13 protein-coding genes are annotated in these 15,113 nt (G+C 69.9%); 9 read left to right on the top strand and 4 right to left on the bottom strand.

All coding sequences use genetic code 11. The features are described from left to right. Window positions 1–101: 101 nt before the first annotated feature. From ACWIGI_RS09600 to ACWIGI_RS09585, 4 genes are all read left to right on the top strand, one after another. Entirely contained in the window at window positions 102–1,478 is a 1,377-nt protein-coding gene (locus tag ACWIGI_RS09600; protein WP_454201921.1) for a cutinase family protein, read from the top strand. A gap of 274 nt (window positions 1,479–1,752) precedes the next feature. Beyond that, window positions 1,753–2,694, top strand: coding sequence for an MHYT domain-containing protein (locus ACWIGI_RS09595; protein WP_454201920.1), 942 nt, complete (start codon window positions 1,753–1,755; stop codon window positions 2,692–2,694). A 94-nt stretch (window positions 2,695–2,788) separates the two neighbouring features. Next, window positions 2,789–4,378: a Na+/H+ antiporter gene (locus tag ACWIGI_RS09590; RefSeq protein ID WP_454201919.1), complete on the top strand. Its 1,590-nt coding sequence runs from the start codon at window positions 2,789–2,791 to the stop codon at window positions 4,376–4,378. A gap of 189 nt (window positions 4,379–4,567) precedes the next feature. Beyond that, window positions 4,568–5,422, top strand: coding sequence for a rhomboid family intramembrane serine protease (locus ACWIGI_RS09585; protein ID WP_454201918.1), 855 nt, complete (start codon window positions 4,568–4,570; stop codon window positions 5,420–5,422). Here ACWIGI_RS09585 and ACWIGI_RS09580 read toward each other — a convergent pair. The 4 genes from ACWIGI_RS09580 to ACWIGI_RS09565 all read right to left on the bottom strand — a co-directional run bounded on the left by ACWIGI_RS09580 (window position 5,321) and on the right by ACWIGI_RS09565 (window position 8,815). Next, a complete protein-coding gene (locus ACWIGI_RS09580) occupies window positions 5,321–6,508 on the bottom strand; it encodes a cation:proton antiporter (RefSeq protein WP_454201917.1) in 1,188 nt (395 codons plus the stop codon). The genes ACWIGI_RS09585 and ACWIGI_RS09580 overlap by 102 nt on opposite strands. Window positions 6,509–6,512: 4 nt before the next feature. Continuing rightward, window positions 6,513–6,995, bottom strand: a complete 483-nt coding sequence (locus ACWIGI_RS09575; RefSeq protein WP_454201916.1) for a cation:proton antiporter regulatory subunit — start codon at window positions 6,993–6,995, stop codon at window positions 6,513–6,515. 45 nt (window positions 6,996–7,040) lie between these two features. Beyond that, the gene (locus ACWIGI_RS09570; RefSeq protein WP_454202263.1) at window positions 7,041–7,418 is read right to left on the bottom strand and encodes a DUF952 domain-containing protein; all 378 of its coding nucleotides are present in this window, start codon (window positions 7,416–7,418) and stop codon (window positions 7,041–7,043) included. A 71-nt stretch (window positions 7,419–7,489) separates the two neighbouring features. Then, window positions 7,490–8,815 carry an aldehyde dehydrogenase family protein gene (locus ACWIGI_RS09565; protein WP_454201915.1) on the bottom strand — a complete coding sequence of 442 codons (1,326 nt, stop codon included), beginning with the start codon at window positions 8,813–8,815 and terminating at the stop codon, window positions 7,490–7,492. 135 nt (window positions 8,816–8,950) lie between these two features. Between ACWIGI_RS09565 and ACWIGI_RS09560 the strand changes: the two genes are divergently transcribed. The 5 genes from ACWIGI_RS09560 to ACWIGI_RS09540 all read left to right on the top strand — a co-directional run bounded on the left by ACWIGI_RS09560 (window position 8,951) and on the right by ACWIGI_RS09540 (window position 15,008). Further along, window positions 8,951–9,985 carry an AraC family transcriptional regulator gene (locus tag ACWIGI_RS09560; protein WP_454201914.1) on the top strand — a complete coding sequence of 345 codons (1,035 nt, stop codon included), beginning with the start codon at window positions 8,951–8,953 and terminating at the stop codon, window positions 9,983–9,985. Between the two features lie 161 nt (window positions 9,986–10,146). After that, window positions 10,147–11,952 carry an acyl-CoA dehydrogenase gene (locus ACWIGI_RS09555; protein WP_454201913.1) on the top strand — a complete coding sequence of 602 codons (1,806 nt, stop codon included), beginning with the start codon at window positions 10,147–10,149 and terminating at the stop codon, window positions 11,950–11,952. Window positions 11,953–12,309: 357 nt separating this feature from the next. Then, window positions 12,310–12,504, top strand: a complete 195-nt coding sequence (locus tag ACWIGI_RS09550; protein WP_033087939.1) for a DUF7455 domain-containing protein — start codon at window positions 12,310–12,312, stop codon at window positions 12,502–12,504. Between the two features lie 226 nt (window positions 12,505–12,730). After that, window positions 12,731–14,446: a DEAD/DEAH box helicase gene (locus ACWIGI_RS09545; protein WP_454202262.1), complete on the top strand. Its 1,716-nt coding sequence runs from the start codon at window positions 12,731–12,733 to the stop codon at window positions 14,444–14,446. A 1-nt stretch (window position 14,447) separates the two neighbouring features. Continuing rightward, window positions 14,448–15,008: a hypothetical protein gene (locus ACWIGI_RS09540; protein WP_454201912.1), complete on the top strand. Its 561-nt coding sequence runs from the start codon at window positions 14,448–14,450 to the stop codon at window positions 15,006–15,008. Window positions 15,009–15,113 lie beyond the last annotated feature (105 nt).

Raw genomic sequence — 15,113 nt, 5'->3', positions numbered from 1 at the left:
GCGTGAGCCGCCGAGTCGCGAGAATGAGGCTCGGCAGTGCGGTGGAGCCCAACCTCCACCGCACTGCCTCGAAACACTATCGGCAACAGAGGAATTGAACAATGAGCAGCCTGGCGACCTCTTGCGCGGCGACCTTCGTCGCCGCGGCCGTCATGATCGGGACCGCGGTGACCGGCGACGCGCGCGCGGAGCCGCCCCGGGGCGCACACCCCTGCACCCCGTACACCGCGATCTTCGCGCCGGGCACCTGGGAGACGAGCTTCGACGCCGATCCCACGGTCCCGGTCGGCATGCTCAGACCAATCGGGGACGGACTGCAGCGCCAGTTCGGCCGCGACATCACCGTGCTCTACACCCCCTATGCCGCAAGCGCTTTCGACCAGGGACTGAGCTACTCCGAATCGCTGAGCACGCTGCGGTCCGGACTGCACGACACGCTCGGGAGCCTGTGCGCCTCGACCAAGGTGCTGCTCGCCGGATACAGCCAGGGCGCGGACGGCATCGGCGACGTCGCGACCGAGATCGGCAACGACGCGGGCCCGATCGACCCGGGCCGGGTGCTGGGCGTCGGCCTGCTGTCCGATCCCCACCGGGACCCGAACACCACACTCTCCCTGGGCAATCCGCAGCCGGGTCACGGCATCGCGGGCACCCGGGGCCAGGATTTCGGCGCGCTGACCGACCGGGTGCGCACCGTCTGCGCCGACGGCGACCTGTACTGCTCGCTCAACGCGACCGCCTCCCCCTTCCTGGCCGCGCTGGGTCAGGTGCTCAGCGGCGATCCCGCACCGATCGCCGATCTCATCCCGAACACCTCGGATCCGAACCAGCTTGTCGCGCAGGCGGTTCAGGTGGGCGCGGGCTGGGCGGCGACCGCGCAGAATCTGCCGAGCGTGCTCGACGGCCTCACCAGCCTGCCGAGCCTGATCGAGTCGGGCGACATCAGGGGTGCGCACCAGATCGCGAGCGAGGTGAACGTCGCGCTGCGCCCGATCGTGGAGGCCGCGGCCGGGGTCGATCTGCCCCTGGTCGCCTCGGTCATCCGCGCCGCCGCCACCGTGGACCCCTCCGGCTGGACCGCCTCGGCCAGCGTCATCGCCGACGTGCTCACCGAGATCGACATCCTGCACATCGCGGGCAACGTCGGCCAGCTCCAGGAGATCCTGTGGCGCGCGGTCGAATCCCTGTCCCGCCAGGACCCCTTCGCCGCGGCGGCGGAGATGACCTCCCTGATCCCCACCGGTCTCGACCTGGCGGGCTCGGTGCTCGGCCCGTTCGCCACGGCCGTGCGCGGCGATCTCGGCGTGGCCACCCGGACCCTGCTCAACCTCAGCGAGCCCGACAGCGTCAACGACCTGCTCGAGCTGAGCCGCCAGGGCATGGACATGGCCAACTTCTATTCCTCGGGCGCGCATGTCGACTACCTCGAGGACACCCAGACGATGCTGGACTTCCTCGGCTCCCAGGTCGCCCCCTAGGCCCACCCGGAGGTTCACTGCGAATCGCAGTAATTCGACCGCACCGCTGAATGCCGGCGGCCATTTCCCGCGCGGGCGCGCGTAATCGTTTCCACGGTGAGTTTCGTTGCGTTACACGGTCTCCGCATAATTCGCATCACACCCCGGACCTGCGAAATCTCCAGGTGGAAGCAACCCCCCGAAAATAGCGTCTTTCAATTTCCCAACCGGTCAACCGACCTGTAGTGTGCGCTCGTCGCGACCGAATACGAGTCGCGGAAAGACCGTTCTGGCAATGGAGTTCGAAGTGCTGGAGATTCATCACTTCAGTTACGGGTGGGTCACCCCCGTACTGGCCTACATCATGTCCGTCGTCGGATCCCTTCTCGGATTGCGCTGTACCGCCCGCGCCCGCACCGGCGAGGGCAGGCGCGGCTGGCTGATCGCCGCCGCGGTCGCGATCGGCGGAACCGGTATCTGGGTCATGCATTTCATCGCCATGCTCGGCTTCTCGGTCCACGGCGCCACGATCCGCTACAACGTGCCCATCACCCTGCTCAGCGCCGCTATCGCCATGCTCGTGGTGTGGCTCGGGCTCTCGGTCGTGGCCAGTGTGCGCTGGGGCGGCTGGGAATTGCCGGCCGGTGGCACACTCACCGGACTCGGCGTCGGCGCCATGCATTACGCGGGCATGTACGCCATGCAGTCCGACGCCGAGTTCAATTACGACCCCTGGCTGGTCACCCTTTCCATGGTGATCGCGGTGGTCGCCGCAACGGTTGCGTTGTGGTTCACGTTGAACATCAATGGGATTCTCGCCACGACTCTCGCCGCGCTGATCATGGGTGTCGCGGTGTGCGGCATGCATTACACCGGTATGGCGTCGATGAGCGCGCACCACGTCGCGAATGCGGGCGATCCTTCCGGCGCGGGCGCCATGCAACTCCTGGCCCCGCTCATGGTCACGGTCAGCATGGTGACAATGGTGCTGCTGATTCACGTCGGACTGACCGAGGTGGACGAGGCGAGCCGCCGAATCACCGCCCCGGTCCGCCCGGTGCCACCGGAACCGGAGTCCCGCGAATCCTGGTCCCTGCGTTCGAATTCCGCCGCGGCGCCGCGCCGGCCCGGGTCCCCGCAGGACTACACCCCGGGCTTCCCGCCGCAGCCGGGCATCCCCCAGGGCACGCAGCCCGGCAACCTGCGCGGGCAGTATCCCGAATCCAGCGCATCCTGAGAGATCCGCAGAAGAACCTGAGATTCCGCAGGACTCGCTGAGAACATCGTGCGGGCGTTCGACTTTCCAGCGCATCGGCAGCAAACTGACTGGCGTGGCAGGCCACCAGTTGGAATTGATCTTCGTCGTCCTGTTCGCGACGATTCTGGCCCAACCGCTCGGTAAGCGGCTGGGCCAGGCTCCCGCGGTGCTCATGACCGCCTTCGGCGTCGTGCTGGCCCTCATCCCGCAGGTGCCGGAAATCCACATCGACCCGAAGATGATCCTGCCGCTGGTGCTGCCGCCGCTGCTGTACGCCGCGGCCCGCCGCACCTCGTGGCGGACCTTCGCCGACAACTGGGGCGCGATCAGCCTGCGCGCGGTGGTGCTGGTCATCGTGACCACAGTGGTCGTGGCCGCGGCCTTCCACGCCTGGTATCCCTCCATCCCGATCGGCGCCGCCATCGTGCTGGGCGCGGTGGTCGCCCCGCCCGATCCGGTCGCGGTCTCGGCGCTGGCCGGGCGGCTGGGCCTGCCCCGCCGCCTGGTCGCGGTGCTCGAGGGCGAGGGCCTGTTCAACGACGTGACCGCGATCGTCATCTATTCGGTGGCGTTGCAGGCCGTGGTCACCGGCACGTTCTCGGCCTGGCACGCGGCCCGCGACTTCGCCGTCTCGGCACTGGTCGGGGTCGGGGTCGGCCTGTTGCTCGGCTGGCTGGGCAGCAAGATCATGCAGTGGCTGGACGAAGCGCCCTGGCGCGTGGCGCTGGGACTCATGCTGCCGTTCGCCGCCTACGGCTTCTCCGAACTGGGCGGCGGCTCGGCCGTGCTGGCCGTGCTGGTGTGCTCGCTGTATCTGACCGACGCCGCCACCGACTTCAGCGACAGCGACTACCGATTGGTCGGCGATTCCTTCTGGGAGATCACCGAGATGCTGGTCACCGGTTTCGCCTTCGGCCTCATCGGTCTCGAACTCAGCACCGTGCTGCGCGACGCGGGACCGGACTGGCCGCGCTTCCTCGGCGGGGCGGCCGTGGTGATCGGCGTGGTGGTCGGACTGCGCCTGGTGTGGCTCATGTGCACCACCCTGGCGTTCCAGCGCTGGTGGCGTCAGCGCGACGCCGACGAGCCGTACACCTGGCGCGAGACCCTGGTCACCTGGTGGGCCGGCATGCGCGGGGTGGCGACCGTGGCGCTGGCGCTGGCCATTCCGTTCACCACCGCGACCGGCGAGCCCTTCCCCGGGCGCACCGAGATCCTGTTCACCGCGTTCGCGGTCGTGCTGTTCACCCTGCTGCTGCAGGGCCCGACCCTGCCCGCGGTGGTCCGCGCCACCGGCGTGCACGCCGACACCGGCCGCGAGCGGGAGATGGAACGCGCGCTGTGGACCCGGGTGCTCGACACGGAACTGGCCAGGCTCAAGGAGATCGCGGCCCGTCAGGACATGCCCGAGGAGGTGTACGAACGCCTGCGCGACGGCTTCGAACGCCGTCTGGCCCAGGCGGATCCGGAGGCGGCCGACACCAACGCCAAGCTGTCGACCGATCGCGCCGTCGCGTTCAGCAAACAGATGCGCTCGGTCACCAACGAGGTGCTCGAGGCCGGGCGCGCCGAGGCCCTGTCCGCGCGCCGCGAACCCGGCATCGCCCCCGATGTCGTGGACCGCGTCATGCGCCGCCTGGACCTGCGCACCAAAGCGGGCTGAGCCACCGGACACCCGCGCCCCACGGCGCGATACGCACCCGGCGTGCCGGGCGCGAGTAGCGTTCGAAGCAGGTTCGGTGCGACAGGGCGGTCGGCCGATCCGGTATCGACTCACCCACCGGTCGAGGGCCGGCCTCGCGGCCGGCTCGGCGGCCACCAGCGTCGGCGCACGGGAGAACGGACCCCCTTCATGGCTCTGCCCGCCTATGACCCGCCGTGGCTTCGCACCGTCGAGGTCGGGTCCGCGGTGCACGGGATCCGGGCCTGGTGGCGGGCGCCGCACCGGTTCCTGCGCGCCGTGCGGGCCTACCGCGATCTGCTGGCGGTGGCCCCGGCCTGTATCGCCTACTCCTTCACCCTCTTCGTGACCTGGTGGACCCTGCACGGCACGAACGAGAAGGTCGGGCACCGGCTGATCCTGTCCGCCTCCACGAATCTGCGCAATCTGCAGGACGATCCGATCCAGGTGCTGGTGGCCTCGGCGTTCTGGACCGACGGCGGCTTTCCCTGGGGTGAGATCCTGATCCTGCTCACCGTGATGGCGGCGGCCGAGCGCTGGCTCGGCTCGCTGCGCTGGATCCTGGTGGTGGCGATCGGGCACATCGGGGCGACTCTCATAGTGGCCCTGGGCATTTCCCGGGCCGTGGAACGCGACCTCATTCCGCTGCGGGTCACCGTGGCCACCGATGTCGGCCCCAGCTACGGGATTTCGGCCATGCTGGGCGCGTTCGCGTTCCGGCTGCGCGGCAGGGCTCGGGTGGCATGGATTGCCGGACTGCTGATCTGGTACGGCATCGCCCTGGTGGACGATCGCACCTTCACCGACTACGGGCACCTGTTCGCCCTGCTACTCGGCCTGCTGACCGGGGCCGCCGGACTGCTGGTGGCGCGCAGGCTCTCGGGCGCCCTGCGCCGCCGGGCCGCCCGGGCCGGGAACCCGGCCTCAGGGCGCGACGGCGTCGGCGACGTTCCGGTCGCGCTGCACGAATCGCACGGCGGGCTCCACCAGGCGGGCGGCGATGGGGCCGAGCACGGCCATCAATAGCACGTAGGCCGAGGCGAGCGCGGCGAAGTCGGAGTCGACCCCGCCCATCGAGACCGCAAGCCCGGCAATGACAATGGAGAACTCGCCGCGTGCCACCAGCGCGGCGCCCGCGCGGGCCCGGCCCATGCGGCGAATGCCCTGCCTGCCCGCCGCCCACCAGCCGGTGCCGACCTTGGTCAGCGCGGTCACGATCGCCAGCAGCACCGCCCAGCCCAGGACCGGCGGAATCGCCTGCGGGTCGGTGTTGAGCCCGAACGCCACGAAGAAGATCGCCGCGAACAGATCCCGCAGCGGCTCCAGCAGTTTGACCGCCTCCTGCGCGGTGGATCCGGAGATGGCGATGCCGAGCAGGAACGCGCCCACCGCCGCCGACACGTTCAGCGCCGAGGCCACCCCCGCCACGAGCAGCGCCGCGCCCAGCAGTTTGAGCAGGAACTGTTCCCGGTCGTTGCTGTCCACCACCGCGGAGACGTAGCGGCCGTAGCGCAGCGCCACCACCAGCACCACGGTGATCGCGAGCAGCGCGATGGCCAGGGACTTGAGGCCGGCGGCGAAACTCAGGCCCGCCAGCATCATCGTCAGGATCGGCAGATAGACCGCCATGGCCAGGTCCTCGAAGACCAGGATCGACAGGATCACCGGGGTCTCGCGGTTACCCAGCCTGCCCAGGTCGTTGAGCACCTTGGCCACGATCCCGGACGAGGAGATGTAGGTGACGCCGCCCATCGTCACCGCGCCGATCGGGCCGAAGCCCAGCAGCAGCGCCACCAGCACGCCGGGTGTGGCGTTGGCGAGGATGTCGACGATGCCCGCCAGCCACGACTGCCGTAGCCCGGTCACCAATTCCGCTGCGGTGTACTCCAATCCGAGCAGGAGCAGCAGCAGCACCACGCCGATCTCCCCGGCGAGGTGCCCGAACTCCGAGGCGGCCCGGAGGTGGACGATCCCGCCCTCCCCGAAGGCGAGGCCGCCCAGCAGGTAGAGCGGAATCGGGGACATGCCGAAGCGAGCGGCGAACCGCCCCATCATGCCGAGCGCGAAGAGGATCGCGCCGAGTTCGACCATGGCTAAGGCGGTCGTGTCCACCGGCTCAGCCGTCGGCCAGAATGCGCGCGGCGGCGTCCAGTCCGTGCGGGGTGCCGACGACGACGAGCAGGTCGCCGGAGTCGAGAACGAAATCGGGGCCGGGCGAGGGGTGCAGCTGTCCCGCCCGCATGACCGCCACGATGGATGCCTTGGTGCGGGTACGCATTCCGGTCTCACCGAGCATGCGGCCGCGGTAGGGGGAGGTGGTGGCGATCGGCAGCTGCCGGGTGGTGATCCCGGGCAGATCCCGGTGATCCTCCTTGAGCTTCTCCACCAGCTGCGGCGCGCCCAGCAGATTGGCCAGCACCGCGGCCTCATCGGTGGTCAGGGGCACCTGGGCCAGACAGGCGTCAGGGTCCTCGCGCTGGGAGACGATCAGGTCGATCGCCCCGTCCCGGTGCGCGACCACCCCGATCCGGCGGCCGGAGCGCACCTCGAAATCCTTACGCACACCGATCCCGGGCAGCGCTGTCACATCGACGTTCACCCGTTCAGACTAGGACAGGGTGTGCGGTTCTCGGTGGACCGTCCGTCAGAGCGATTGCTCGTCCGTGAGCGGAGCGAAGTATCCGTCGGATTCGGGCAGGTAGGGCGACACGTCGAGCACCGCGGCGACCGGCAGCGGACCGTAAAGGTGCGGGAAGCGCATGGACTCGGGATCGGTCGCCACACCCGGTTCCCAGCGCACCGGCGCGGGCAGCCGGTCCGCGTCCAGTCGCAGCAGCACCATGTCCAGCCGCCCGGCGAACAGCCGGTTCGCGGGCAGGTGCACCTGGTACGGCGCGGAGAGGTGGATGAAGCCCTCGGTGGTCAGGGACGGCGAGCGGTACTCCCCCACCACCCGGGCCGCCTCCCAGTCCGCCCCGGTGCAGATGTGCAGCAGCGTCGTCGACGTCGTGTCCGCGTGAATTCCCACGGCCCCAACCTACTCGGGCCCGCGCGGCGGTACGGCATGTCGAGCCGGCCCCCCGCGCGGGCGGCTCAGTGGAACGCGGGACGCGCGAGGTGGACGGCGATGTCGTTCACCCCGACGCGCGAGGGGGCGAAGCGGCCGATCGCCCGGGCGCCGACGGCGACGTCGGCGGTCCACACACTCACCGCGGGTGCGGTGGATGTCCGCAGGGTCAGCTCGAACGCCTCGGCGGCGTCGGCCACCCGCACCACCGGCAGCACCGGCCCGAGGGTCTGGTGGGTGAGCACGGCCATGGTCGGGTCGACGTCGCCGAGCACGGTGGGTTCGAAGACGTGGCCGATTCCGCTGCCGCCGCAGACCAGCGTGGCGCCCTTGAGCAGCGCGTCGCGCACCTGCTCGCGCACGGTGCCCAGATGGCTCGGCGAAGTCATGACGCCCAGGCCCGGCTCGTCGCCGATCATCGGACCGAAGGCGGCGGCCTCCTGCGCGAGTTTGCCCAGGAACTCGTCGTACACAGCGGCTTCCACGTAGACGCGCTCGACGCTGCCGGTGCTTTGCCCGCTGTTCGCCAGCCCGCCGAGGGCGATGCAGGCGGCCGCCCTGTCCAGGTCGGCGTCGGCCAGGACGAGGGCGGCGGATTTACCGCCCAGATCGAGGCAGCAGGGGATGAGCCGGGCGGCGGCGCGCAGCGCCACGACCTTGCCCGTCTCGACGCTGCCGGTGAAGCGCACGTAGTCGACGCTGTCGAGCAGCGCCGGGCCGGCCTCGTGCCCGGCGACGGTCTCGAACACCGCGGGCGCGCCGAGGCTCGCCCAGCCGTTGACCAGGGCGCGCACCGACAGCGGCGTCCGCGAAGAGGGCTTGACGAGCACCGCCGACCCGGCCACCAGCGCGGGCACGGCGTCGAACACCGCCAGCGCCAGCGGATAGGTCCAGGACCCGATGACCCCGGTCACCGCGCAGGACTGGTGCGCGAGCGCGGATTGTGTGCCCGCCCCGGGCCGCGCGGCGTGCTGCGGATGCCCGCCGCGCAGGAATTCCGCAGCGTGCGAGCGATGGTGGTCGAGGGCCTGCAGGGCCAGACTCACCTCGGCCCCGGCTTCGGCGGCGGTCTTCCCGGTTTCCAGTGCGAGCAGAGTGGTGAGCCCATCCCTGTTGTCCCGCATCCAATTTCGGAACGCTCCGAGCCAATTGACACGACCGACCACACCGAGTGATCGCCATAGCACGCTGCGGTCGCGGAGCCGTTCGACGGTGTCACGCACCTGATCCGGGGATTCGGTGGCGATGATGTCCACGACCCGGCCGTCGGCGGGGGCGATGACGGTGAGCATGGGCGGGAGGACCTTTCCGGCGTCCTGAACCTTGCTGTGTGTGCGTTGCGCTGTGCGCATGAATCTCACCGTATGACTGAGGGTTTCGGCCAACCAGCTTGCAATCGGCCACGAATCGGCGAATATGGGCCGCAACCGGGCAACCTACCGGCCGGTAACGGCCCGGGGACGCCGAAAGTTTGCGAGTATGCCTGAGTGACGGAAGAGTTGGCGCAGCTACGTTCCATCACCAGCACCGCGCTGCTGGCCGATTTCGCGCTGGGTCGCGGGTTGACGCTGCCGGCGGTGCTGGCGGGTAGCGGGATCAAGGAACCGGATCTGCGCGATCCGTCCACCGAAATCACTCTGGAACAAGAGTTCTCGGTCACCCGCAACGTGGTCGCCGGCATCAACGACGAGCCCGGGCTGGGTTTGCTGGCCGGGTTGCTGTGCCATCCGCCGTCCATGGGCGTGCTCGGTTTCGCCCTGATGAGCAGCGCCACGCTGCGCCAGGCCATGGACATCGCGCTGCGCTACGCCGACCTGTCCTTCACCGCGGCGCAGCACCGGCTCGAGAACCGCGGCGCCCAGGTGTGGGTGGTGCGCGACGACAGCGAATTGCCTTCGGAGATAAGACGGTTCACCCTCGAGCGCGATCTGGCCGCCATCGCCACCATTCAGCAGGACCTGCTGCCCATGCGGATTCCGGCCGTCCGGGTCGAGCTGCGGGTGGAGGCGCACCCGATCTACGAGATGTTCGGCGCGGTCTTCGGCGTCGAAGAGGTCACGTTCGATATGCCCCAGTCCCGCATCTGTTTTCAAGCGAGCACGCTGGAGACTCCCTTGCCGCAAGCGAACATATCGACCGCCCGGTTCTACGAGCAGCAGTGCAACGACCTCATGGAGAGCAGGCACAGCCGCAGCGGCCTCAGCGGCCGCGTCAGACAGCTGCTCATCCGGCACGCCGGTTCGGCCGACCAATCCCGGATCGCCGCCGACCTCGACGTCAGCGTCCGCACCCTGCGCCGGCGCCTCGCCGAGGAGGGCACCACCTTCCGCGAACTCAGCACCGAGACCGTCGGCCTGCTGGCCGAGGAACTGCTCATCGCCGGGCTCACCGTGGAACAGGCCGCCGAGCGCCTCGGCTACTCCAGCGTGTCGGCCTTCGCCTCGGCGTTCCGCACCTGGAAGGGACAGTCACCCGGGCACTTCGGCCGGCTGCATCGCGGGCGCGCCACCGTGCGTTCCTGAGCGCGTCCGCGCGGCGGCGCTCCTGCCCGTCCGCGACACGGCGCACAGCCGCGTCACCGGGCGTTCTCGGCGGCGGCCGGGGTGCGGTCCCGTCCGTGTTCCCGCACACGTGGTAGACCGTCGGGTACGACGTACCCGACCTGCCCGATCTGCGAGGAACCATGAGCCCGTCCCTGATCATGTCCGCCCGCGATATCGAGTTCCTGCTCTACGACTGGCTCGACGTGGAGTCCCTGACCGATCGCGAGCGCTTCACCGACCATTCCCGCGACACCTTCGATCAGGTGCTGCGCCTGTGCCAGGACCTCGCCACCGCCTACTTCGCGCCGCACAATCGCGAGAACGATCTGCACGAGCCGGAGTTCGACGGCGAGCGGGTGCGCATCATCCCGGCGGTGGCCAAGGCGGTACGCGCCTTCGCGGACGCCGGAATGGTCGGCGCGGCAATGGATTACGAGATCGGCGGCATGCAGCTCCCGCACGTGGTCTACACCGCGTGCATGTCCTGGTTCCACGCCGCCAACGTGGGCACCACCGCCTACGCCCTGCTCACCACGGGCAACGCCAATCTGCTTGCCGTGCACGGCAGCCCGGAGCAGCTCGAGAGATTCGTGCGCCCCATGGTGGACGGGCGCGCGATGGGCACGATGGCGCTGTCCGAGCCGCAGGCCGGATCGAGCCTGGCCGACATCACCACCCGGGCGGTCCCCCAGGACGACGGCACCTACCGGGTCTTCGGCCGCAAGATGTGGATTTCCGGTGGCGACCACGACCTTTCGGAGAACATCGTCCACCTGGTGCTGGCCCGCGTGCCCGGCGCGCCCGAGGGCACCCGCGGCATCTCGCTGTTCATCGTCCCCAAGTTCCTGCCCGGCGCGGACGGGGCCCCGGGTGAACGCAACGACGTGGTGCTCGCGGGCATCAACCACAAGATGGGCTGGCGCGGCACGGTCAACACCGCCCCCGTCTTCGGCGACGGCAACTTCACCCCCGGCGGGCAGCCGGGCGCGGTGGGCTACCTGGTCGGCACGCTCAATCACGGTCTCGCGCAGATGTTCACCATGATGAACGAGGCCCGCATCGGCGTCGGGCTGGCCGCCACCGCGCTCGGCTACACCGGCTACCTCAAGTCCCTCGACTACGCGCGCGGCCGGCCGCAGGGCCGGGCGATGGGCGTGCGCGGCGGCCCGCAGACCCCGATCGTCGAACACCCCGACGTGCGCCGCATGCTGCTGGCCCAGAAGTCCTATGCCGAAGGCGCACTCGCGCTGCAGCTCTACTGCGGCAGGCTGGTCGATCTCGAGCGCACCGCGCGCGACGAGGCCGAGCGGACGCGGGCGAGCACGCTGCTGCGCGTGCTCACGCCCATCGCCAAGAGCTGGCCGAGCCAGTGGTGCCTGGCCGCCAACGACCTCGCCATCCAGGTGCACGGCGGCGCGGGCTACACCCGCGACTACGACGTGGAGCAGCACTACCGCGACAACCGGCTCAATCCCATTCACGAGGGCACGCACGGCATCCAGAGCATGGACCTGCTGGGCAGGCAGGTGACCCTGGACAACGGTGTCGCCCTCGTCACCCTGCTCGAGGTGTTCGCGGCCACGGTCACCGCGGCCCGCGCGAGCGGTGACGAGGAACTCGCGGGTTTCGCGACCGCGCTCGAGGCCGCCGCCGGTCGGCTCGCCGCCACGACGGCGGGTCTGTGGCGCGACGGCGATCCGGTGTCGGCGCTGGCCAATTCCGCGGCCTACCTCGAGGCGTTCGGGCATATCGTGCTGGCCTGGATCTGGCTCGAGCAGGCGCTGGCCGCGACCCCGCGCGCCGAACGCGGCGAGGCGTTCGGGCTCGGCAAGCGCGCGGCCGCCCGCTACTTCTTCCACTGGGAATTGCCGCGCACCGGTCCGCAGTTCGATCTCCTGGACTCCGGGGACCGCACGACCCTCGCACTCGACCCTTCTTGGCTGTGAGCTTGCTACCTGTGTCCCGAGGGTTATCGAATAGGAGTGTGGGTGTCGGTGCTCGCGGGTAGTCTCCCGGTAGACAACTCGATAAGCGGCTCGCAAGGGGGTCCCCAAGGGCCCCGGGGAGTACCGGCAGCGGCCGGTCCGCCTCCAGCCTGGGCCTGTTCGCTCTTAGCGAAACCCCAGGTCGTGTTAGGCAAAACACACGGGAAACTCCACGGGAACAAAGACCTCCGCTCGAACGTCTGACAGAGTAGTCATCAACCACTGCTGGGAAGTAGCGGTAGCGAGCCCACAGAGTGGACTGTGGGCCCCACACCAGGCGAACGGTGCGCGAGCCCCGGGAGCCAGGACGGAGGAGTCATGCCAGGAACCCTGACAAGCACCCCACTGACCGCGGTCGACCGTTGTGACCGCTGCGGGGCGGCTGCGCGCGTGCGCGCAACCCTTCCCGCCGGTGGCGAGTTGCTCTTCTGCCAGCATCACGCCAATGAGCACATGGATCGTCTCCGTGAGCTCGAAGCCGTGATCGACACGGAGTCGGCACCGGCGCTCTAATCAGCTCCTCCACCTCGGGGCAGTGTTCCGGCCCTCGGGGGGTCCGCTCGAAAATTGAATCTTCCCAACAGAATTACCGGCAACGGGCGACCCCAAGGGTCGCCCGTTGTCCAGTTTTCCCGGCCGGACTTGCGCGAAACGGATTCGTCGTATCTCCGGCCGGAATCCGATTCCGAAGGAGAGCGCTCTGTCCACCGCGCACGCCACCTATCTGACCGACCGGCACATGTTCGCCCTGTGGACCTGGACCGGGTCCGGGCCGGGTCCCGCGCCCGCCACCGCGGGCGAGACCGAGACCATCGCGCTGGCCGTTCCCGACGGGGACGCCATCGCGGTGACCGAGGTGCCCTGCGCGCTCGTCGAGCCCGAGGAGTTCCTGGCCGGCGCGCCCGCCGCGGCGCGGGTGTGGCGGGCGGTGCTGGACGGGGAGTCCGACGCGCTGCCCGTGGCCGCGCACGCGGTGCCCAATGCCACCGGGACGGCCATCGTGTCCGCCGAGCGGGCCGTGCGGACGCTGCGGGACACGGTCGCGCTCGCGGGTGAGCTGCGGACGAGCCTGAAGGCCGAGCTGCGGCCGTATCAGGCGCGCGGCATCGCGTGGCTGCACGAGACCACCGCGGTGCACGGCGGGGCGGTCCTGGCCGACGAGATGGGCCTGGGCAAGACCGTGCAGGCCATCGGGTATCTGCTGGGGCGCGCCGGCGTGGGCGCGAGCCTGGTGGTGTGCCCGACCTCGCTGGTGGGCAACTGGGTGGCCGAGATCGAACGGTTCGCGCCGGGGCTGCGCGCGATCGGGTGGCGCGGGGGCGAACTGCCCGCGGCCGGGCCGGGCACGGTGGTCGTCACCGGGTATCCGACGCTGCGCGGGCACGGGTCGGCGCTGGCCGGGACACAGTGGGCCGCCGCGGTATTCGACGAGGCGCAGGTGCTCAAGAATCCGCGCACGCAGGTGTCCAAGGCGGCGCGGACCGTGCGCGCCGACGCCCGGGTCGCGCTGACCGGTACGCCGGTGGAGAACCACCTCGAGGAGCTGTGGGCGCTGCTGAATCTGGTGGCGCCGCAGGAGTTCACGCACAAGGCGCAGTTCCGGCGGCGGTTCGTGCGGCCCATCAACGAGGGATCGGCCCCGGCGGTGCTGCGGTTGCGTGACGCGATCGAGCCGCTCGCGCTGGCGCGCCGCAAGACCGAGGTGGCGGCCTCGCTCCCGCCAAAGATCCACTGCGACGTGGTGTGCGATCTGACCGCGGAGCAGGAGCGGCTGTACGACAGTCTGCTCGAGCGCGCCGAATCCGAGGGCTTCGGTTCCGGCGGGCAGCGCCACACCCGGCTGCTCGCGGTGCTCACCGAGCTCAAGCAGGTCTGCAACCATCCCGGGCTGATCACCGGCGACCTGGGCGAATTGGCCGGGCGCTCCGGGAAATTCGACGTGTGCGCCGACATCCTGGCCAACAACGTGGAGGCCGGGGCGCCGACCCTGGTGTTCACCCAGTACCGCAGGACCGGTGAGCTGCTGGTGCGGCACTGCGCGCAGGAGTTCTGGATCACCGCGCCGTTCTTCCACGGCGGGCTCGATCAGGCCGAGCGCACCGAGATCGTCACCGGCTTCCAATCCCCCGACGGGCCACCGATTCTCATCCTGAGCCTGCGCGCGGCGGGCACCGGGCTCACCCTGACCCGCGCGGCCGACGTCATCCATTTCGACCGCTGGTGGAACCCCGCGGTCGAGGCGCAGGCCTCCGATCGCGCGCATCGCATCGGCCAGACCCGCACGGTCACCGTCACGACGCTGACCTCGGGCACCACCATCGAGGAGCACATCGCGGGCATGCACGACCGCAAGTCCGCCCTCACCGATCTGTCCGACACCGCGGGCATCGCGGCTCTCGCCCGCCTCGACGACGACCGGCTGTTCGAGATCCTGCGCCGAAAGCGAGCCAACTGACATGCCCGACAACGAATTCGGCTACACCGGCTGGGGCATGGACTGGGTGCGGGTGGCCGAGCCCCTGAACCAGACCAAACCCGAGCCCCTGCTCCCCCGCGCCCGCAGCATCGCCCGCAACAACGGCGTGCGGACCCTGATCGAGGGCAATCACCTCCAGGCGAACATCCACCGCGGTTCCGAAGCCTCGGTGACCTACCTGGAGGTGACCCCGCTGGACGGCCCGACGATCCGGGCACTGGAGCAGGTGATCCCGCCGACGGCCCTGACTCTGACCGACGAGCACCGCGCCGCCGTTGCGGCCCTCGGCATCCCCCTGACCCCCCACCTGGCCCGGATCGATTGCTCCTGCCGTGCCCGCAACGATCGCTGCCTCCACTTCTTCGCCACCTGCTACGCCCTGGCCCGCCAGGTGGACGAAACCCCCTGGCTGGCCCTGGACCTCCTGGGCTACCGCAACGCCACCCCCGGACCCGAGACCGACGAGACCCAACCCCCCGCCCGCTGGACCCCGATCAACACCCTCGACCCGAAAACATTCTTCGAGTCGGTATCGAGGTAGTCATGGCCCTATCCCGCTTTGCTGAACTCCGCACCAGCGGAGTGCTTTTCGCGGCAAACTGAGCCCCCGCGATCGCGGCGGACGGAGGTGGAATCCGCACCGCCG

Source organism: Nocardia sp. NPDC055321, from assembly GCF_053645575.1.
Note: the sequence above shows the minus strand (reverse complement) of the source record. Positions and strands in the feature narration are given on the sequence as shown.

Excerpts from the sequence above, each read along its gene's own strand:
- ACWIGI_RS09565 (WP_454201915.1), bottom strand. The coding sequence starts at position 8,815 with ATGCGCACAGCGCAACGCACACACAGCAAGGTTCAGGACGCCGGAAAG.
- ACWIGI_RS09555 (WP_454201913.1), top strand. The coding sequence starts at position 10,147 with ATGAGCCCGTCCCTGATCATGTCCGCCCGCGATATCGAGTTCCTGCTC.
- ACWIGI_RS09540 (WP_454201912.1), top strand. The coding sequence starts at position 14,448 with ATGCCCGACAACGAATTCGGCTACACCGGCTGGGGCATGGACTGGGTG.
- ACWIGI_RS09595 (WP_454201920.1), top strand. The coding sequence starts at position 1,753 with ATGGAGTTCGAAGTGCTGGAGATTCATCACTTCAGTTACGGGTGGGTC.
- ACWIGI_RS09600 (WP_454201921.1), top strand. The coding sequence starts at position 102 with ATGAGCAGCCTGGCGACCTCTTGCGCGGCGACCTTCGTCGCCGCGGCC.
- ACWIGI_RS09585 (WP_454201918.1), top strand. The coding sequence starts at position 4,568 with ATGGCTCTGCCCGCCTATGACCCGCCGTGGCTTCGCACCGTCGAGGTC.
- ACWIGI_RS09550 (WP_033087939.1), top strand. The coding sequence starts at position 12,310 with ATGCCAGGAACCCTGACAAGCACCCCACTGACCGCGGTCGACCGTTGT.
- ACWIGI_RS09545 (WP_454202262.1), top strand. The coding sequence starts at position 12,731 with ATGTTCGCCCTGTGGACCTGGACCGGGTCCGGGCCGGGTCCCGCGCCC.